The 18097-nt window shown below is 74.9% G+C and carries 14 protein-coding genes and 2 tRNA genes; 7 read left to right on the top strand and 9 right to left on the bottom strand.

What is annotated here, in order from left to right:
• Positions 1-224: 224 nt before the first annotated feature.
• On the bottom strand, positions 225-1664 hold the full coding sequence (locus ACIA8Q_RS17550; protein ID WP_396317412.1) for a 3-oxoacid CoA-transferase: 1440 nt from the start codon (positions 1662-1664) through the stop codon (positions 225-227).
• A gap of 400 nt (positions 1665-2064) precedes the next feature.
• On the opposite strand from ACIA8Q_RS17550, the gene ACIA8Q_RS17545 reads away from it, so the two are divergent.
• Positions 2065-2289: a hypothetical protein gene (locus ACIA8Q_RS17545; RefSeq protein ID WP_396317411.1), complete on the top strand. Its 225-nt coding sequence runs from the start codon at positions 2065-2067 to the stop codon at positions 2287-2289.
• Positions 2286-3188 carry an alpha/beta fold hydrolase gene (locus tag ACIA8Q_RS17540; RefSeq protein ID WP_396317410.1) on the top strand — a complete coding sequence of 301 codons (903 nt, stop codon included), beginning with the start codon at positions 2286-2288 and terminating at the stop codon, positions 3186-3188. The genes ACIA8Q_RS17545 and ACIA8Q_RS17540 overlap by 4 nt, the downstream gene beginning before the upstream one ends.
• Before the next feature lie 117 nt (positions 3189-3305).
• Here the strand turns inward: ACIA8Q_RS17540 and ACIA8Q_RS17535 are convergent, their stop codons facing one another.
• Positions 3306-4589: a hypothetical protein gene (locus ACIA8Q_RS17535; RefSeq protein ID WP_360209382.1), complete on the bottom strand. Its 1284-nt coding sequence runs from the start codon at positions 4587-4589 to the stop codon at positions 3306-3308.
• Between the two features lie 378 nt (positions 4590-4967).
• Positions 4968-5555, bottom strand: a complete 588-nt coding sequence (locus tag ACIA8Q_RS17530; RefSeq protein ID WP_360209521.1) for a VTT domain-containing protein — start codon at positions 5553-5555, stop codon at positions 4968-4970.
• Positions 5556-6101: 546 nt separating this feature from the next.
• On the opposite strand from ACIA8Q_RS17530, the gene ACIA8Q_RS17525 reads away from it, so the two are divergent.
• Positions 6102-7193, top strand: coding sequence for an LLM class flavin-dependent oxidoreductase (locus ACIA8Q_RS17525; protein WP_387901412.1), 1092 nt, complete (start codon positions 6102-6104; stop codon positions 7191-7193).
• Between the two features lie 73 nt (positions 7194-7266).
• Here ACIA8Q_RS17525 and ACIA8Q_RS17520 read toward each other — a convergent pair whose 3' ends face one another.
• Complete coding sequence (locus ACIA8Q_RS17520; protein ID WP_396317409.1) at positions 7267-9444, bottom strand: putative bifunctional diguanylate cyclase/phosphodiesterase; 2178 nt, start codon at positions 9442-9444, stop codon at positions 7267-7269.
• Positions 9445-9819: 375 nt separating this feature from the next.
• Positions 9820-10245: an OsmC family protein gene (locus tag ACIA8Q_RS17515; RefSeq protein WP_360209373.1), complete on the bottom strand. Its 426-nt coding sequence runs from the start codon at positions 10243-10245 to the stop codon at positions 9820-9822.
• Between the two features lie 342 nt (positions 10246-10587).
• On the opposite strand from ACIA8Q_RS17515, the gene ACIA8Q_RS17510 reads away from it, so the two are divergent.
• Together ACIA8Q_RS17510 and lepB are read left to right on the top strand one after the other, a co-directional pair.
• On the top strand, positions 10588-10923 hold the full coding sequence (locus tag ACIA8Q_RS17510; protein ID WP_360209370.1) for a chorismate mutase: 336 nt from the start codon (positions 10588-10590) through the stop codon (positions 10921-10923).
• Between the two features lie 163 nt (positions 10924-11086).
• Positions 11087-11887 (top strand): signal peptidase I, encoded by an 801-nt coding sequence (lepB, locus tag ACIA8Q_RS17505; RefSeq protein ID WP_396317408.1) that lies wholly within the window; start codon positions 11087-11089, stop codon positions 11885-11887.
• On the opposite strand, the gene ACIA8Q_RS17500 is transcribed toward lepB, so the two are convergent.
• The 3 genes from ACIA8Q_RS17500 to ACIA8Q_RS17490 form a co-directional block, all read right to left on the bottom strand.
• Positions 11850-13025: an EamA family transporter gene (locus tag ACIA8Q_RS17500; protein WP_396317407.1), complete on the bottom strand. Its 1176-nt coding sequence runs from the start codon at positions 13023-13025 to the stop codon at positions 11850-11852. The two genes, lepB and ACIA8Q_RS17500, sit on opposite strands and share 38 nt — an antisense overlap.
• A 208-nt stretch (positions 13026-13233) precedes the next feature.
• Positions 13234-15678, bottom strand: coding sequence for a transglycosylase domain-containing protein (locus tag ACIA8Q_RS17495; protein WP_396317406.1), 2445 nt, complete (start codon positions 15676-15678; stop codon positions 13234-13236).
• A 222-nt stretch (positions 15679-15900) separates the two neighbouring features.
• A tRNA-Lys gene (locus ACIA8Q_RS17490) sits at positions 15901-15974 on the bottom strand.
• A 145-nt stretch (positions 15975-16119) separates the two neighbouring features.
• On the opposite strand from ACIA8Q_RS17490, the gene ACIA8Q_RS17485 reads away from it, so the two are divergent.
• A complete protein-coding gene (locus ACIA8Q_RS17485) occupies positions 16120-16968 on the top strand; it encodes a DUF998 domain-containing protein (RefSeq protein WP_387901402.1) in 849 nt (282 codons plus the stop codon).
• A complete protein-coding gene (locus ACIA8Q_RS17480; RefSeq protein WP_360209360.1) occupies positions 16965-17846 on the top strand; it encodes an alpha/beta hydrolase in 882 nt (293 codons plus the stop codon). The genes ACIA8Q_RS17485 and ACIA8Q_RS17480 overlap by 4 nt, the downstream gene beginning before the upstream one ends.
• Before the next feature lie 90 nt (positions 17847-17936).
• Here ACIA8Q_RS17480 and ACIA8Q_RS17475 read toward each other — a convergent pair.
• Positions 17937-18010, bottom strand: a tRNA-Lys gene (locus ACIA8Q_RS17475).
• Positions 18011-18097 lie beyond the last annotated feature (87 nt).

The raw sequence follows: 18097 nt of genomic DNA, 5'->3' as shown, positions 1-18097 counted from the left end.
CGCGTGAGGATCGCACGGTTCTCGGCCATTCCGGGCCTCGCCGGTGCCGATGCGGTGAATCCGGCGTGTGTGCCGGCACGAGGGGCGGCCGGTGGTGCTACGGGCCGGGCGAACGGCCGGCGCACCGCGAGGCGTCCGGCCGTTCCGTCGGGCTCTCCTGTTCCTCGTTCCGCTTCTCCGTTCCCCTTCTCCACTCAGGCTCGCCGTGCCGTGCCCCGGCAGCCTCAGAGCGGGGGCAGCAGGGTCGCGGCCGTCGCGGCCCTGACCGCCGCGAACTCCACGCCCGGGGCGGTCTCCACCAGCCGCAGCCCGTCCGGGGTCACGTCGATCACGGCCAGATCGGTCACGATGCGGTCCACCACCGCCCGCCCGGTGGCGGGGAGCGAGAGCTCCTCGACGATCTTCGGAGACCCGTCCCGGGCGGTGTGCTCCATCACGACGATCAGTCGGCGGGCGCCGTGCACGAGGTCCATCGCGCCGCCCATGCCCTTGACCATCCGGCCGGGGATCGTCCAGTTGGCGAGGTCGCCGCCGGCCGACACCTGCATCGCGCCGAGCACCGAGACGTCGATCCGGCCGGCCCGGACCATGCCGAAGGAGAAGGCCGAGTCGAAGTACGAGGCACCGGGGGCGACCGTCACCGTCTCCTTCCCGGCGTTGACCAGGTCGGCGTGCTCGGCGCCCCCGACCGGGTACGGCCCTACGCCCAGGACGCCGTTCTCCGAGTGCAGCACCACCTGGACGCCCGGCGGGAGGTGACCGGGGATCAGGGTGGGCAGGCCGATGCCCAGGTTCACGTACTGTCCGTCGCGCAGCTCCCGGGCGGCGCGGGCCGCCAGGGCGTTGCGCGCGTCGAGGACGGGCGGCCGCCCGGCGGGGCCGGCCGGTCCGGCGTTCGCCGGGGAGGGCGCGGCCGGTTCGGGGCGGACGGTCCGGCGCTCGATGCGGCGGTCCCCGGGGTCGGCGGCCACCACCCGGTCCACGTGGACCCCGGGCAGGTGCACGGCGTCCGGGGCGAGCTCGCCCGGTTCGACGATCCGGTCGGCCTCGACCACGGTGATCCGGCCGGCCGCCGCGCACAGCGGGTTGAAGTTGCGGGCGGCCGCGTGGAACACGCAGTTGCCGTGCCGGTCCGCCACCTCGGCCCGGATCAGCGCGAAGTCGGCCGTGATCGCCTCCTCCAGCAGGTACCGGCGGCCGCCGAACTCCCGGACCTCCTTGGCCGGGGAGGCCAGGGCCACCGAGCCGTCCGTCGCGTAGCGCCAGGGCAGCCCGCCCTCCTCGACCTGGGTGCCCGCACCGGCGGGCGTGTAGAAGGCGGGGACGCCGGCGCCGCCCGCCCTCAGCCGTTCGGCCAGGGTGCCCTGCGGGGTCAGCTCCACCTCCAGCTCACCGGCCAGGTACTGCCGGGCGAACTCCTTGTTCTCGCCGACGTAGGAGGACGTCATCCGGGCGATCCGGCCCGCCCGCAGCAGCAGGCCCAGCCCCCAGTCGTCCACTCCGCAGTTGTTGGAGACCACGCGCAGGCCGGTGGTGCCGGTGTCCACCAGGGCGCCGATCAGCGTGCTCGGGATGCCGCAGAGGCCGAAGCCGCCGACGGCCAGCACCGCGCCGTCGGGGATGTCCCCGACGGCGTCGGCGGGGGAGTCCAGGACCTTGTCCAAGGGGTCACCTCGTGAGGAGTGGGAGAGGGAGGAAGGGGTCGCTCCGGGAAGGGGTGGTGGTGCGGCGTCGGAGGGGGTAGGGGAGACGGAGCGGCACCCGGAGGGGAGGGATGCGCAGCCGCGACGGGCCGGACGGCCGGCCGTGGCCGGTCGGCCGACGTGTCGCCTCCACCGTCACCGGGCGCGGGCCGCCGCAGCCATGGCCGCCGCCGCCATGCCCGGGTGCCGGGGCGTGGCGCGCGGCCACACCCCGGCACCCGGGGAGCCGCGCGGACCGGGCGGTATGGCGGCCGCAGCCACATCGCGGTGGGCCGATGCGTCGCCCGGTCACATGTCGCCCGTCCCACCGCACACCTACGGTTCCGGCATCCAGCCGCCGCACCCCCAGGAGTCGGCCACCATGCGCAGCTCGACAGCACCCACCGGGACCGCCTCCGGTGCCCGCCCGGGCGCGGGCCCGACCGGTGGCCCCGCCCGGCGGCTCGCCGTCCTCGCGGTGGTCCACCTGCTGCCCGTCGGCCTCGCCCGTCGTCCGGGGCGCGTCCGCGCCGCCCGGTCCGCCCGCCCGGTCCGGACGCCGACCGGTGTCCGGCCCGCCCGCCCCTTCGGAGGTACCCCCGCATGAGCCAGTCCCCCCTGCACCCGGAGGAGGCGGCCGTCCCCGTGCCCGGCGGTGAGCTGGCGGTGCTGCGCTGGCCGGCCGGCCGCCCGGACGCCCCGACCGTCGTGGCGGTGCACGGCATCACCGCCAACGGCCTCGCCTGGTACGAGGTCGCCCGCCGGCTCGCCGGGCGGGTCACCCTGCTCGCGCCCGACCTGCGGGGGCGCGGTGGAAGCCGGGCGGTCGCCGGGCCGTACGGGCTGGCCCGGCACGCCGACGACGTGGCCGCGGTGATCTCGGCGCTCGGCGCGGGGCCCGTCACCGTGGTCGGCCACTCGATGGGGGCCTGGGTCACCGCGCTGGCCGCGGTGCGGCATCCGGACCTCGTCCGCCGGGTGCTGCTGGTGGACGGTGCGCTGACCTTCCCGCTGCCGGAGGGCGTCCGCGAGGAGGACGCCCTGGCCGCGGTGCTCGGCCCGGCCCTGGCCCGGCTGTCGATGACCTTCCCGGACCGGGCCGCCTACCGGGAGTTCTGGCAGCGCCACCCGGCCTTCGGGCCGGTCTGGTCGGCGGAGCTCGACGCCTACACCGGGCGCGACCTGGTCGGGGTGGAGCCCGACCTCCGCTCATCCTGCGTGCTGGAGGCCGTGCAGGCCGACGGCGCCCAGGTGCTGCTGGACCGGGAGGCGGCGGCCGCCGTGCACCGGCTTTCCTGCCCGGCCGAACTCATCTGGGCCGAGCGCGGTCTGCTCGACGAGCCGCAGGGGCTCTACGACCACCGGCGGATCGGGCTCGCCGGGCTCGATCCGGCCCGGGTGCCCGCCTCGCCGGTGCCGGACACCAACCACTACTCGATCCTCTGGGGCGAGCGGGGGGCCGAGCGCATCGTCCGCGGCCTGCTCGCGGACGCCGGCGTCGGGTGACCGACCGGGCGGCACCGGCCCGGTCGGCGGAACGGGTGCCCGCCGACGGGGCCGCCGGCGCCCGGGTCGGCCGTCCGGCCGGGACTCAGCCCCGCGGGTCGGCCGTCCGGCCGAGCCTCAGCCCGCCGCGCCGAGGAACGTCTCCCAGCCCCCGGCCGGCGCCTGGCCGACGTTGAGGGTGCGCAGCTTGCGCAGGGTGGACTGGTCCTGGACCTCGAGCCATTCGACGAGCTGCCGGAAGGAGACCAGCCGGACGTCCGGCTTGCCCGCGATCGTCTTGAGGGTCTCCTCGACGGCGTCCATGTAGATGCCGCCGTTCCACTGCTCGAAGTGGTTCCCGATGAAGAACGGTGCGCGGTTGCTGTTGTAGGCGCGGTCGAAGCCGGCGAGGTAGGCGTCCTTGGCCTGGGTGCGCCAGTCGTTGTACTTGGCCGGGTCGCCCTTGGTGCTGCCGGCGGACTGGTTGGCCAGGATGTTGTAGTCCATCGAGAGCACCTGGAAGGTGTGCCCGGGGAACGGGATGGACTGCAGCGGGAAGTCCCAGACCTTGCCGTCCTGCACCTTCTGCGGCCATATCTGGAGGCCGCCGGAGGAGCTGGCGTCGTACTTCCAGCCCAGCTTCGCGGCCGTGGGCAGCAGTGCCTTCTGGCCCTCCAGGCAGGGGGTGCGGCCGCCGATGAGCTCCTTCTTGTAGTCGAAGGGGAGCGGGTCGACGTCGGTGAAGCCGGTGTTGGTCCGCCACTGGGTGACGAAGCCGATCGCCTGGTCGATCTCGCTCTGCCAGTCGTCGGGGGTCCACATGTTGACCCCGTTCTTGTCGGGGCGGCTGGAGCAGAAGTGCCCGTTGAAGTGGGTGCCGATCTCGTGCCCGGCCAGCCACGCCTGGCTGACGAGCTTGAGCGTGGCCTTGACCGCGCCGTCCGACAGGTACGGGATGTCGGAGGCCCCCACCGAGTGCTTCGGCGGGTGGTACAGGTCGGCCTTGCCCTTGGGCAGGGCGTATATACCGGAGAGGAAGAAGGTCATGGTGGCCTTGTACTGCTCCGCCAGCTTGAGGAAGCGGGGGAACTGGCCGTCGTCGGTGCCGCCCGCGCCGTCCCAGGAGAAGACCACGAACTGCGGGGGCCGCTCGCCGGGCTTGAGCTTCTCGGGCTTGGGCTGGTTCGGCTGCGGACCGGTGTCGGCGGTGGAGCCGTCGCCGATCGGGGTGCCCTTGGGGACGGTGGTCCTGGTCGGGTCGGCGGTGTCGGCCGAGGTGGTGCCCGGGCTGCCGCCGGCACCGGGGGAGGACGTGGAGCCGTGGCTCGAACCGGATCCGCCGCTGGAGCAGGCCGCGACCGCGCCGAGGGCCGCGGTCGCAGCGGTCGCACTGAGCACCGTCCTGCGCGAGATGCTGGTCATGGTCTCCCCTGGGTGCCGATGCCGGTGGTGAGGGCGGGTCGGGTCCGCAACCGGCCAAATCGGGCAATTGATGTATTTTCCGCTGTAAGCATGTCATGTGGTCGCAGCGGCGACCAAGGCCGCCGATGTCCGACGTAGGACAACACGCCGACCGCACCGAGCCGGGCTGCAGGAAATTCTCATCTGTTGCCGTCCTGTGACGCTTCGCACCTCGCGCCGTCGGGGCAGTACGGTACCCCCGGTTCGACCGTGTGATCAGAGTTCGTCAGCGCTCGGTCCGGCCGGTCGCCCGTCCGGGCGGACGGCACTCGCCGAGGGGTCGGTCCGGCCGGGTCGAGGGTCGGAGGGGGGTGCTCGCCGGGAGGCTTCGGCGAGCGGTCAGAGCGCGGCCAGTCGCCGGTTGCGGCGGACTATTCGGGCGATCGCGGTGCTGACGAAGGTGGCGGCGGTGCAGGACACCGCCAGGCTCAGCCAGGCGGTGTCGAACCAGTGGCTGTTCAGCCAGCCCAGCGTCACGATGTAGGCGGCCCAGACCAGTGCGGCCAGCGCCGACCAGTGCAGGAAGCGGTGCGGATGGGCGGGTGAGTGGCCGATGGCCACGTCCAGGACGGTCCGGCCGGCCGGGACGAACCGGGCGATCACCACCATCGCCGCGGCCGCCCCGTGGGGGCGTTCGACCAGGGCCTGCTGGACCCTCGCCACGCTGGCGGCCAGCTTCGGCCGCCGGGCGAGCCGCCGTTGCAGGACGGGCGCACCGCGCCGGGCGAGGTGGAGCAGCAGCAGGTCGCCCAGGAACGAGGCGACGGCCACGCCCAGGCCGAGCAGTATCGGGGCGCCGTCGATCCGCGCCGTCTTGAGGACGGCCAGGATGACCAGCGTGCCGCTGGGGATGAAGGGGAGGAGGGCGTCTCCGAGTACGGCGAAGAGCGCCAGGGCGCAGATCCACGAGGATCCGATCGCCGCCACGAAGTTCAAGGCCCGTACTCCCTCCACGCCGCCCGGGGGAGCAGGTGGCTGCTGGGGTCAACGCTAGCGCCTCGACTTTTCATGCCATGAAGCACCCCGGTATGCCGCGGATCACAGGAGGTGGGCGGTTTGCCGGGAATTGGCGCGAGCCCCCGGAGCGGTGTGCCGCTCCGGGGGCTCGCTGGGATCGGTCGGCACTGGTCCAGCCCGCCGATCTTGTTCGCGGAGGACGGATCCCGTCGGGTCGTCCGCTCCTGATCACCAGCCTGCCGGAGGCCGCCGCCGATCGCGAGCCCTGGGCCTGGCGACTTCCGGCTCTGGCGTGAAGTCGCCATCCGGGCGGCGGTGCTGTCCCTCCGTCAGGTGAACGGAGGGGCGGGCCCGGGGCGGCCCCGTCGGCAGCGCCGGGGCGGATCCCGTCGGAGCGCGGGAACAGCCGGCCCGGCGGCGTGGTTGACCCCGGTCGGCAACAGCGATCGCCGGGCGTTCGACACCGGCGGTCGACCACGACGGGCCGGCTCAGGGAAGGCCAGGAGGGCGGACGGCATGACCACCGAGGACCAGCAGGAGCACGGGGCCGGACCGGGGCCCGGCGCGGCGGTCCGCGGCACCGCCCGCGGTACCGCACCCGCCCCGCTCTCCATCCTCGACCTCGCGACCGTGGGCGTCGGCTACACGCCCGCCGAGGCCCTGGCCGCGACCACCGCGCTGGCCCGCAGCGCCGAGCAGTGGGGGTACCACCGCTTCTGGGTCGCCGAGCACCACGGCATGCCCGGCGTCGCCAGCTCCACCCCGGCCGTCCTGCTCGCCCACCTCGGGGCCCACACCACGACGCTGCGGCTCGGCTCGGGCGGCGTCATGCTCCCCAACCACGCCCCGCTCGCCGTCGCCGAGCAGTTCGGCCTGCTGGAGGCGCTGCACCCGGGCCGGATCGACCTCGGGCTCGGCCGCGCCCCCGGGACGGACCCGGCCACCGCCCGGGCACTGCGCCGGGGCCTCTCCGAGGGGGCGGACGACTTCCCGCAGCAGCTCGCCGAGCTGACCCACTTCCTCGACGCGGACTTCCCCGACGGGCACCCGTACGCGCGGCTGACCGCCGTCCCCCGCGGGGACGGCCGCCCGCCGGTCTGGCTGCTCGGGTCCTCCGGCTTCAGCGCCCGGCTGGCCGGTCGGCTCGGTCTCCCGTTCGCCTTCGCGCACCACTTCAGCAGCGTCAACACCGTTCCGGCCCTCGACCTCTACCGGGAGTCCTTCCGGCCCTCGGAGGTGCTCGCCGAGCCGTACGCGCTGATCGGGGTGAGCGCGGTCGCCGCCGACGACCGGGCCTCGGCCCGCCGCCTCGCGCGCTCCGCGGCCCTCGGGATGCTCCGGCTGCGGCGGGGCAACCCCGGCCCGATCCCCACCCCGGAGGAGGCCGAGGCCCACCCGTACAGCCCGGCCGAGGCGGAGTTCATCGACGGCTGGCTCGAGAACGTGGTGCTGGGCGCGCCGGGCGAGGTCGCGGACGGCCTGGAGGCCCTGCGCAAGCGGACCGGGGTGGACGAGCTGATGGTGACCTCGCACATCCACGGCCACGAGGCCCGGCTGCGCTCCTACGGTCTGATCGCCGAGGCCTACGGCCTGACCGCCGGAGCCTGACCGCCGGGGCCCGACCGCCGAGGTGACCGCCGGGGCCTGGCGGCCCCGGCCCACCGCCCGAGCCCGCCCCGGGTCAGCGGCCGGCGCCCCGGCCGGTGCGGCCCTCGCGCAGTATGGCCGCGACCAGCTCGGCCTCCCCGGGCCGGGCGAAGTACCAGCCCTGAGCCGTGTCGCAGCCGGTCAGCCGCAGCCGCTCGGCCTGGGCGGCGCTCTCGATGCCCTCGGCGGTGACGGTCAGGCCGAGCGTGTGGGCCAGCTGCACCATCGCGCCGACGATCTGCTCGTCGGCGTCGCTGCGGCGGGAGCCGAGCTCCGGGCGCTCCGGGCGGCCGCCGCCGGCCGGGGCCGGGTCGCGGAAGCCCTCGATGAAGGTGCCGTCGAGCTTCAGCACGTGCACCGGCAGCCGGGAGAGGTAGGCCAGGTTGGAGTAGCCGGTGCCGAAGTCGTCGATCGCGATCCGCACGCCCATGTCGGCCAGGGCCTGCAGGGCCTGCAGCGGTCGACCGCCGGGGCCGAGCAGGGCGCTCTCGGTGATCTCCAGCTGGAGCAGCCGGGCCGGCAGTCCGGTGCGTTCGAGCGCCCGGGCGACGTCCGCGACCACGTCGGAGTCCCAGATCTGGCGGGCCGCCAGGTTGACGCTCACGAAGGTCTCGGTCTCGGGGAACTCGGTGAGCCACCGCTTGGCCTGGCGGCAGGACTCCTCCAGGACCCAGGTGCCGAGCGGCACGATCGCACCGGACTCCTCGGCGAGCGGGATGAAACGGTCCGGCGAGAGCTTCCCGTACCGCGGGTGGTGCCAGCGGACGAGGGCCTCGGCGCCGTGCACGGCGCCGTCGGCCAGGCCGACCAGCGGCTGGTACTCGATGGTGAACTCGCCGCGCTCCAGGGCGGGCCGCAGTGCGGTGGCGAGCAGCTGGCGGGTCAGCTGGTGGGCGCCGCGGTCCGGGTCGTAGAGGGTCCAGCGGGCGCGGCCGTCGGCCTTGGACCAGTAGAGGGTGGCGTCGGCGTCCTTGACCAGGTCGGTCGGGGTGGTCTCGTGCACGGACCGCTCGACGACGCCCACGCTGGCGGTGACCACCAGGCGGTGCCCGGCGACGTCGAAGGGGCGTTCCAGCTCCCGGAGGATCCGGGCGGCCAGCTCGGTCAGCTGCTCGCTGCCCCGGCTGTCGGTGACCAGGACGGCGAACTCGTCGCCGCCCATCCGGGCGACCAGGTGGGCGTCGCGACCGGAGAACCCGCGGCGCAGCCGGGTGGCGACGGCGATCAGCAGCTGGTCCCCGATGTGGTGGCCGAGCGTCTCGTTGATCGCCGCGAAGCCGTCGAGGTCCAGGTAGCAGACGCCCACCCGGCGCCCGTCCGCCGGCGGGAGGGCCGGCTCGGCGGCCTGGAGGACGTCGGCGGCCTGTACGGCGGCGTCGAGGGCGAGGGCGTCGGAGGGGGCGACGGTGGCGGTGGCCGTGAGGCAGGCGGCGTCGAGCCGCTCGAAGAAGAGGGTCCGGTTGGGGAGCCGGGTCAGCGGGTCGTGCAGGGCCTGGTACTCGAGGCGGTCGCCGAGCCGGCGCTGCTCGGTGATGTCCTCCACCAGCGCCAGGGTGTAGAGCGGTCGCCCTGCGCCGTCCCGGATCAGCGAGACGGTGACCTTGCTCCACACCGTGCGGCCCTCGCGGTGCTTGAGCTGCTTCTCCACGCGGAACCGCTCGCGGCCGCCGTGGACGAGTTCGGGGAAGAGCCGGTGCGGCATGCCCTCGGGGTCGATGATCTCGTGCAGGTGGGTGCGGACCAGCTCGCCGACGCCGCGTCCGATGAGGGCCGCGAAGGCGGGGTTGACCTCGATGATCCGGTCCTCGGGGTCGATCAGGGCCATGCCGATGACCGCGTCGCAGAAGGCGGCCCGGAACCGGGACTCGCTGGCCCGCAGGGCGGCGAGCGGCCGGTCCGTCCCCCCGTCCTCCGGGTCGGCGCCGCCGGCGGGGCCCCGGTGCGCGCCGTCGTTCAGCGGCTTCGAGCAGGTGGGGCAGAGGAGCGCGCCGGGGTCGGCCGGGGAGATGCCCGCCGTTCCGGACGGGTCGATCGGACCGACGGAAGCGACCGACCCGACCGGGTCGACGGTGCCGACCGCCGCGCCGACCGCCGTGCCGGCGGAGCCGACGGCGGGCCGCCGGGCCGGTGCCGTGAGGTGACGGTGGTGCGGTGAGTCCTCGTGCCGCACGCCCGGGTGGTGTGCGTCGGCCCCCTCGTTCTGGCCCGGCACGGCATGCTCCCGTCCGCTGCTGACGCCTGATGCTGGTCCGGCCGGCCACTCGGGACTCCGGCGGCCGGCTCCGCACTCTGTCGCGGTCCTCGGAGTCGGTCCGGTGCGGGGCGCCCGGCGTGGGGCGCTGTCGCGCGGAGACCCGCGTGAAGGACAGGGCGCTGCGGCCGATCATAGGCCGCGGTGACAACGGGCGGTGACCGCCGCCAGGGTGATTCGCCCGCTTCGTGGCCATGAGTGGCGGTACGGGTGGACGCCCCGGGTGTACATCACATGAGGTGTGCCGGGGGCGTGTGAGCCGAATCCGCGCCCCCGGGCGCTGGTTGCGCGCCGGGAGCGGGAACGAGCTGACGCCGCGCCGGATCCGGCGGGGCGTCAGGCCAGCGTGGCGGTCAGGGTGATGGTGGTGCCGGTGAGCGCCTTGCTGACGGGGCAGTTGGCCTTGGCGTCCTCGGCGGCCTTGACGAAGCCGGCCTCGTCCAGGCCGGGCACCTGTCCGGTGACGGTCAGGTGGATGCCGGTGATCCCGGTGCCGGGCTGGAAGGTGACGTCGGCCTGGGTGTCCAGGGTGGTCGGCGGGGTGCCGGCGCCGGCGAGGCCGTGCGAGAGGGCCATCGAGAAACAGGCCGAGTGCGCGGCGGCGATCAGTTCCTCCGGGCTGGTCTTGCCGTTGGGCTGTTCGGCCCGGGCCGGCCAGGAGACCGGGTACTCGCCGATCCCGGAGGAGGCGAAGGTCACCTGCCCCTTGCCGTCGACCAGGTTGCCTTCCCAGGCGGTGCGGGCGGTGCGGGTGGTTGCCACGATCGGTACCTCCATCACTGAGGGACTGTTGTGTCGTCACTTCCGGTCATGCACGCACCAGCCTACGGGCCGCGCCCCCGGGGCCCGGGAGGGTCGGGGCGGCGGGTGGCGCGGGTCGTGGGACGGCGCGGGTCCGCCCGGGTCCGCCCGGGGCCGGCGGGGGAACGCGGGGGGACTGCCGGGTGACCATCGGGGCCGCCGGGGGTCCGGGGGACGTCCGGATCGTGGACGGAACCCCTTCGGCGTGCGGTTCCGGCACGGGGGCCCTGTTAGATTTGCCCGGGCCCGAGCCCGGCCGCCCCGCGCGCCGGGTGCCCAACCCAGACACCGGGAGCCGCCCCGATGACGGACCACCCCACGACCCCCGACGCCGGCCTGCCCCAGGGGGTCGACGACGCCGTGCGGGCGGAGCTGACCAGCCTGCGCGAGAGCATCGACAACATCGACGCCGCGGTGGTCCACATGCTGGCCGAGCGGTTCAAGGCGACCCAGCGGGTCGGCCGGCTCAAGGCCGAGCACAAGCTGCCCCCGGCCGACCCGGCGCGCGAGCGGGACCAGATCAAGCGGCTGCGGGAGCTGGCCGCCGGGGCGAAGCTGGACCCGGTCTTCGCCGAGAAGTTCCTGAACTTCATCATCGCCGAGGTCATCCGCCACCACGAGGCCATCGCCCGCGCCTGAGCGCCCCTCGCCTGAGCGCCCCCCCGGCGGGGCGGCTCCCCGGGGCCGTCCGGTCCGGGGGAGCCCGGGGAGATGTCGGGGACGGCTAAACGCCCGATTTCGTGAGGCTCCACGGTTGGCGTAGCGTGCAGGTTTCCCCAGCCGGAGAGGTGGAGCAGCGACGATGGCGGTGAACCTGCCCGAAACGCCGAGCGATGCCGGGTCCGGCCCGGTCCCTGCTGCCGGCCGCGGTCCCGGGGCGTCCGACGCCCCCGGCGGCCGCGCCGAGGCCCGCCGCCGGGCCCGGGGCTCGCGCGTCCGCAAGGCCCGCCGGGCGGGGCGCCGACCGCGGCCCTGGTGGATCGAGGTGCCCGCGATGGCGGCGGTCGGCCTGGTGGTCGCCCTGCTGATCAAGACCTGCCTGTTCCAGGTGTTCACCATCCCGTCCGGCTCGATGGAGAACACGCTGCGGATCGGCGACCGGGTCGGCGTGAACAAGTTCGCTCCGCTGACGGGCTGGAAGCCGGAACCCGGGCAGCCGGTGGTGTTCAAGGACCCGGGCGGCTGGCTCCCGCCGCAGCCCACCGACTCGAACCCCCTCACCAACGCGGTGACCTCGGTGCTGAGCTTCGTCGGGCTGGTGCCGCCGAAGGACGACAACTACCTGGTCAAGCGGGTCGTCGCGACCGGCGGCCAGACCGTGCAGTGCGCGGGCAGCACGCTGACCGTCGACGGGAAGAAGGTCGACGAGCCGTACCTGCACCCGGGCGACGACTCCTGCGCCGGCCTGAACTTCGGCCCGGTGACGGTGCCCTCGGGCTCCGTCTGGGTCGAGGGCGACCACCGGAGCGACTCGGCGGACTCCCGCTACCACCAGCGCGGCCCGGGCGGCGGGGCCGTGCCGGTGGCCAACGTGGTCGGGCCGGTGGCGGCCGTCGTGTGGCCGCTCAACCACCTCGACTGGTTCGGCTGGGTCGGTCGCTGACCCCCCGCTCGGCGGCCACCCGCTCCCGGTCGGCCCGAGGACCCCGGTCGACCGGGGAGTCCCCGGCGACCCGCGCGCCGCTCGGCGCGCCAGGACCGCCGGGCCCGCCCGGCCCGCCCGGCCCGTCCGGCCGGTGCAGCTCGTCGAGCCCGTCCGGGACACCCGGGGCGGCGGCGCCGGCGACGGCTGCGGCCACCGTTTCCGGGTCGGCCGGCGGCTTGCTGGCCTGCGCCGCGAAGGCGCCCGCCAGCACCAGCAGACCACCGGCGATCTGCGGCAGGCCGAGGTGCTCGCCGAGCAGCACCCAGGCCAGCACGGTGGCGACGACCGCCTCGAGGTTGGCCACCACCCCGGCGATGGGCGGCGAGAGGTAGCCCACGGAGATCACGCCGGTCAGGTAGGCGAGCACGGTCGCGACCAGGATCATCCAGGCGGCCGGGAGCAGCGCGGGCACCGTGTGCCCGTTCATCAGCACGGATCCGCCGAGCGGGCTCCAGTCGGCCTGCCACGGCCGGGTGAAGGCGGTGAGCAGGACGGCGCCGATCAGCAGGCCGTAGGCGCTGACCGCCATCGGGTCGACGGGCCGCTCGCCCCGGCGGCCGGCGTCGGCGAGCAGGAAGTAGCCGACCTGGCAGCAGGCGGCGCCCAGGGCGAAGAGCACGCCGAGCGCGTCGAAGCCGAGGCCGTTCCAGACCTCCACCACGCAGGCCAGTCCGCTCACCGCGACCCCGGCGCCGATCGCCGCGCCCCGGCTGATCGGCTTGCGCTGGACGAACCTGACGTAGCCGATGAGCAGCGGCGGGCCGAGGTACTCGATGAGCAGGGCGACGCCGACCGGGATGCGGGAGATCGCCGCGAAGTAGCAGGCCTGGACGCCGGCGACGGCGAGCAGGCCGAAGCCGAGCAGCAGGCCGGGGCGGCGCAGGACGGCGTCCCGGTGCCGGTAGGCGATCGGGAGCAGGGCCACGGCCGCGCCGGTGACCCGGAGCCACACCACGTGCAGCGGTGAGAGGCCGGCCTCGATCAGCGGCTTCGCGGCGGTGCCGGAGCCTCCGAAGGCGAAGGCGGAGACCAGGGCGAGGCTGAGGCCGAGGGTCCTGCCGGTGGGGCGGGTGGATGGGGCTGTTGATCCGTGCACCGACGCATTGTGACAGTCATACCGGAGCTTCGGTAAGGCGCCATTCCGGCATTTGGTCCTGCACGGAACTGTGCGCAGCGGCGCAATCACCTGCGCCGTCCCGCACCCGCCCGCGCACCCGCCCCGCAGGCCGCCCGAGGCCGCGCGAACCCCCTGGCCGGCGCCCCGCGCCCGCGCCCCGGGTTCGCGCCCGAACCCGGGGCCCCCGCTACTGACCGGAGGACGTCCCCGCCCCGGCCAGCGGGTCCGTCCCGCCGGTGGGCTGGGTGGTGGGCTGGGTGGTCGGGGCCGTGGTCGGGCCGGTGGTCGGCGTCGGCCTCGTGGTGGGCTTGGTCGTGGGCTTCGTCGTCGGCTGGGTGGTCGGCGGCGAGGTCGGCTGCCCGGTGGCGGGGTCGGTGGGCGCGGTGGTGGCACCGCCGCCCGGGTTCGGCCCGCCCGTCGGCGTCGACGCACCGGAGCCGTTGCCGTTGCCGTTCCTGGAGCCGGTCCGGGACCCGTCGCCGGGCTGGGCGCCCGGCGCGGTGGTGGCACCCGAGCCGGTGCCGGTCGACGGCGTGGCGCTGGGCGAGAACGGCGCGGTCGGCAGGTCGCCGGGGTCGGCGGAGTCGCCGCCGTCGGCCGGGTCCGGGAAGTCGGAGACCGGCAGCCCCCTGAGCGCGGCCTTCATGTAGCCGGTCCAGATCTGCGCCGGGTACTGGCCGCCCGCCGCGCCGTCGATCCCGCCGACGCCGCTCAGGCTGACCTGCGCGCCGGTGCCCGGCTCCTGGCCGAACAGGGCGACCGAGGTGACCAGCTCGGGGGTGTAGCCGACGAACCACACCGACTTCTGGTCGTCGGTGGTGCCGGTCTTGCCGGCCACCGGGCGCCCGAGCGCCTTGGCCCGCCAGCCGGTGCCGCCCGGGTCGCTCACCACGCCCTGGAGCATCGAGGTGACCTCGTTCGCGGTGTCCGAGCTGATCGCCTGGGTGGTCTTGTGGGCGGGCAGCGGGACGGCCTCGCCCTCGCGGTCGACCGACTGGACCAGCCACGGGGTGATCTGCTTGCCGCCGTTGTCCAGCGTGGCGTACACGCCGGCCATGTCGAGGACGCTGGGGGTGGCCGCACCCAGCGGGATGGACGGGACCGGGTCGAGCCCCGGGGTGTTGCCGGGCAGGCCCAGCGCGACACCGGTGTCCTTGACCTTCTGCAATCCGGTGTCCTGGGCCAACTGCGCGAAGGCCGAGTTGACCGACCAGTCGGTGGCCTGCTGCAGGGAGATCTGGCCGTAGCTCCTGTCGCCCTCGTTCGGCGGCGCGTACGGGGTGCCCTTGCCGCCGCGGACCTTGCGGCCGCTGGTGCCGTCGTAGACGGTGCGCGGGGTGACCGTCCGGCCGTCCTGGGTCTTGGCGTCGTTCTCGAACGCGGCGGCCAGGGCGATCGCCTTGAAGGTGGAGCCGGCCTGGTAGTCCCGCCGGGTCGCGTTGTCGACGTAGTGCTTGACGTAGTCCACGCCGCCGTAGAGGGCGACGACCGCCCCGGTCTTCGGGTCCACCGAGACGGCGCCGGCCTGGGCGGCCGCGTCCTTCTTCCGCTTGTCCGGGTTCAGGGTGTCGTGCAGCTGCGTCTGGACGGAGTCCTGCAGGGCCTGCTGGCGGCCCGGGTCGATGCTCAGCTTGATCGTGTAGCCGCCCTTGGCCAGCTCGCTCTCGCTGATGATCTGGTTGGCGGTGAGGTACTGGGTGGCTTCGTTGACCAGGTAGCCGGACTGGCCGGACAGGCCCGGGTTGGGCTGCGGGTCCCTGACGTCGGGGAAGGTGGTGGCGGCGCGGTCGGCGGCGGAGAGCCAGCCCTCCTTGACCATGCCGTCCAGCACGTAGTTCCAGCGGTTGACGGCGTTCTGCTTGCCGGCCGGGGTCGCGGTGGCCACGTCGTAGGCACTCGGCGCGTTCAGCAGGGTGGCCAGGTAGGCGCCCTGGGCGGGGGTGAGCGCGGAGGCGTCGACGCCGAAGTACGCCTGGGCGGCGGCCTGGATGCCGTAGGCGCCGCGGCCGTAGTAGGAGGTGTTCAGGTAGCCGGAGAGGACCTCGTCCTTGCTCTCGGTGGCGTCCACCTTGATGGCTATGAACAGCTCCTTCACCTTGCGGGTGACGGACTGCTTCTGGTTCAGGTACGTGTTCTTCACGTACTGCTGGGTGATCGTGGAGCCGCCCTGGGTGCCCTCTCCCTTGGCGGTGTTGACCGCGGCCCGGAGCAGGCCCTGCACGTTGACGGCGCCCTCGTGGTAGAAGTTGCGGTCCTCGGCGGCCAGCGCGGCGTGCTGCGCGGCGGGGGACACCTTGTCCAGCCCGACGTTCTGCCGGTTGGTCTGCCCGGTGCGGGTGATCACCGAGCCGTCCGCGTAGAGCCAGGTGTTGCTCTGCGCGGTGGCGGCGGCGTGCGCGTCGGGGACCTTCACCAGCGCGACGCCCAGGGCGAACAGGCCGACGCCGAGCAGCAGCGCCACGGCGAGGCCGAGCAGGCTCATCCGCCAGGTGGGGAGCAGCCGGCGCCAGCCGGTCCGCTTCGGACGGCGGGGCTTCTTGCCCCCGGGCGCGGGGGCGGTGCGCTTGAGGCGCTCGACCGGCCGGAGGCCGGCCAGCAGCGCGCGACGGCCGCTCTGGGCGTTCTCGGACAAGGCGCGGCCTTTCCTGCGGGCGGACGGACCGGCCTGCACAGACGGGGACATCGGCGGTTGGGGACCTTTGCCCCGATTCCGGTTTACTGCCCAGGACGAGCCGGGCGGGCCGGATGGCTCCGCCGGAACGGCAATCGAGACCGACATCACACGCAAAACGGACGTCGAGGGCCAAAAAATTGAGGAGCCCCTCGCTGTTGCGAGAGGCTCCCCAACTGTCTGTGCGCCGCCAGGGACTCGAACCCCGGACCCGCTGATTAAGAGTCAGCTGCTCTAACCAACTGAGCTAGCGGCGCCTGCTGACCTGGAAAACAATACACGGTTCCGGGGGGTGCTTCGAACCGGCCTCCGGGGGCCGCCAGGGCGCCCCGCCGGTGCCGCCGCCGAGGTGTCCGTTTCCGCCCGGTTGGGGTGCAGTTCGCCGCCGGTTAGGGTGGAACCGTGCCCAGCTCCCAGCCCGGACACCCGAACGCGCGGACGGCGACCGCCGCGCTGCTGCTGCTCAGTGCCGTGGCGTACACGGCCTGGGTGCTGGAGGTCGTGCTGAGCACCGGACTCGACCCGGTGCAGGCCTACATCAGCGAACTCGCGGCCGAGGACCAGCCGCTGGGCGGCCTGTTCCGGGCCACCGACCTGGTCGCCGGGCTCAGCGTGCTCGCCGCCGCCGTCACCGCGCTCGCCGGAGGCCGGGCCCGGCCCCGCGCTCCCCGCCCGGGGCGCCGACAGGCCCTGGTCGGCTGGTCCGCCCTGGCCCTGTTCGGTGCGGCGACGGCCGCCGACTCCCGGTTGCCGCTCAGCTGCGCCCCCACCAGCGACGAGATGTGCGCCGCCCGGGAGACCGCCGGGCTCGTCCCGGCGACCCACACCGCGCACGCCGTCACCAGCAGCCTGGCCATGCTCGGCGCGCTCACCGGAATGGCCGTGCTCACCCTCGCCGCCCGCCGGTACGGGTGGTGGCCGGCGGTGCGCAGGGCCGGGCCGTGGCTGCTCGGCGCCGAGCTGCTCGCCACCGGCTGGAGCCTCGCCGCGATCGCCGCCTTCGAGGCCGGTCGCGGCACCTGGGCGCTCGGGGCCGGGCAGCGGCTCCAGGTGCTGTTGGTCGCGTGCTGGCTGGCCGTGCTGGCCCGCGGCCTGGCCCGCCCGGACGGTGCGGCGGAGGACGCGAGGGTCGGGGCGACGGGCGACGTGACGGTCGGCGCGGCGGCGAACCGGGCACCCGGGGTGGCGGCGACCCCGGAGCCCGGCGCGGACCGGCGGGCCGGTCGGCCGGGGGGCCGGGGCCCGACATGACCGCACCCGCCGACCCCCGCACCCGGGCGCGCTTCCTGCGCGTGGACGGCGTCCCGCTGCACGTCCGCGTCGAGGGCGGCGGCCCGGTCTGCCTGCTCACCGGCGGCCTCGGCAGCAGCTGGTTCGACTGGGACCTCGTCGTGCCCTTCCTCACGCCGTACCGCACCGTCGTCCGCTTCGACCGTCCCGGTTACGGGCTGAGCGCTCCGGAGCCCGCCGCGGGGCGGCCCGTGCCGACGCTGGCCGGTGAGGCCGGGCGGATCCGCGCGGTGCTGGACGGGCTCGGGCTGGCCGGCCCCTGCACCGCCGTGGGCCACTCGCTGGCCGCCTTCCACGTCGAGGCGTTCGCCCGGGTGCACCCGGACCGGGCCGCCGGGCTGGTCCTGGTCGACGGCAGCGTCGAGCCGGCGGCCCGGCCGTACCCGGCCCCCGCCGCCCGCGACCTGGCGGCCAGGGCGCTCGCCGGGGCCGCCACCGCCGTGGCCGTGCCGTACCTGTTCGGTCCGGCCGCCCGCCGGGCGGTGGCCCGGCTCTGCACCGTCCGCCGCGAGGACCTCGCCCCGCCGCCGCTGGTCCGGCGCTGCTACCGCACGGGCCGGTCGCTGCGCGCCCTGCTCCGGGAGAACACGAGCTACCTCGACATGGCCGCCGAACTGGACGTGCTGCGCGCCGCCCGGCCGTTGCCCGAGGGGCTGCCGGTCACGGTGCTGGCCGCCGACGACGGGTGCCGGACCCGCCGGACGGAGGCCTGGCTGGCCGGGCAGCGGGAGCTGGCCGCGCTGCTCGGGGCCGACTACCGCCCCACCGCCCCCGCCGGACACCTGGTGATGTTCGACCGCCCGGACGCGGTGGCCTCGGCCGTCCTCGACACCGGCTGACGCCCCCGGGGGCGCCGGTGCCACCCGGGCACCCGGCCCGGAAACGCCTCAGGCCGCCCACCGGAGTGGACGGCCTGAGACCTTGCCATGTGCGCCGCCAGGGACTCGAACCCCGGACCCGCTGATTAAGAGTCAGCTGCTCTAACCAACTGAGCTAGCGGCGCCTGCTGACCTGGAGAACATTACACGGCGCCGGGCCGATCCGCCGAATCGCTTTCGAGTGGTCACCCACCGTGACGATCCGCCGGTCG

It is taken from the genome of Kitasatospora sp. NPDC051705, assembly GCF_044453265.1.
Lineage (GTDB): Bacteria > Actinomycetota > Actinomycetes > Streptomycetales > Streptomycetaceae > Kitasatospora.
The sequence above is the reverse complement of the archived record's forward strand: the minus strand, read 5'-3'. Positions and strand labels throughout refer to the sequence as shown.

Excerpts from the sequence above, each read along its gene's own strand:
- ACIA8Q_RS17545 (WP_396317411.1), top strand. The coding sequence starts at position 2,065 with ATGCGCAGCTCGACAGCACCCACCGGGACCGCCTCCGGTGCCCGCCCG.
- ACIA8Q_RS17540 (WP_396317410.1), top strand. The coding sequence starts at position 2,286 with ATGAGCCAGTCCCCCCTGCACCCGGAGGAGGCGGCCGTCCCCGTGCCC.
- ACIA8Q_RS17535 (WP_360209382.1), bottom strand. The coding sequence starts at position 4,589 with ATGACCAGCATCTCGCGCAGGACGGTGCTCAGTGCGACCGCTGCGACC.
- ACIA8Q_RS17525 (WP_387901412.1), top strand. The coding sequence starts at position 6,102 with ATGACCACCGAGGACCAGCAGGAGCACGGGGCCGGACCGGGGCCCGGC.
- ACIA8Q_RS17510 (WP_360209370.1), top strand. The coding sequence starts at position 10,588 with ATGACGGACCACCCCACGACCCCCGACGCCGGCCTGCCCCAGGGGGTC.
- lepB (WP_396317408.1), top strand. The coding sequence starts at position 11,087 with ATGGCGGTGAACCTGCCCGAAACGCCGAGCGATGCCGGGTCCGGCCCG.
- ACIA8Q_RS17480 (WP_360209360.1), top strand. The coding sequence starts at position 16,965 with ATGACCGCACCCGCCGACCCCCGCACCCGGGCGCGCTTCCTGCGCGTG.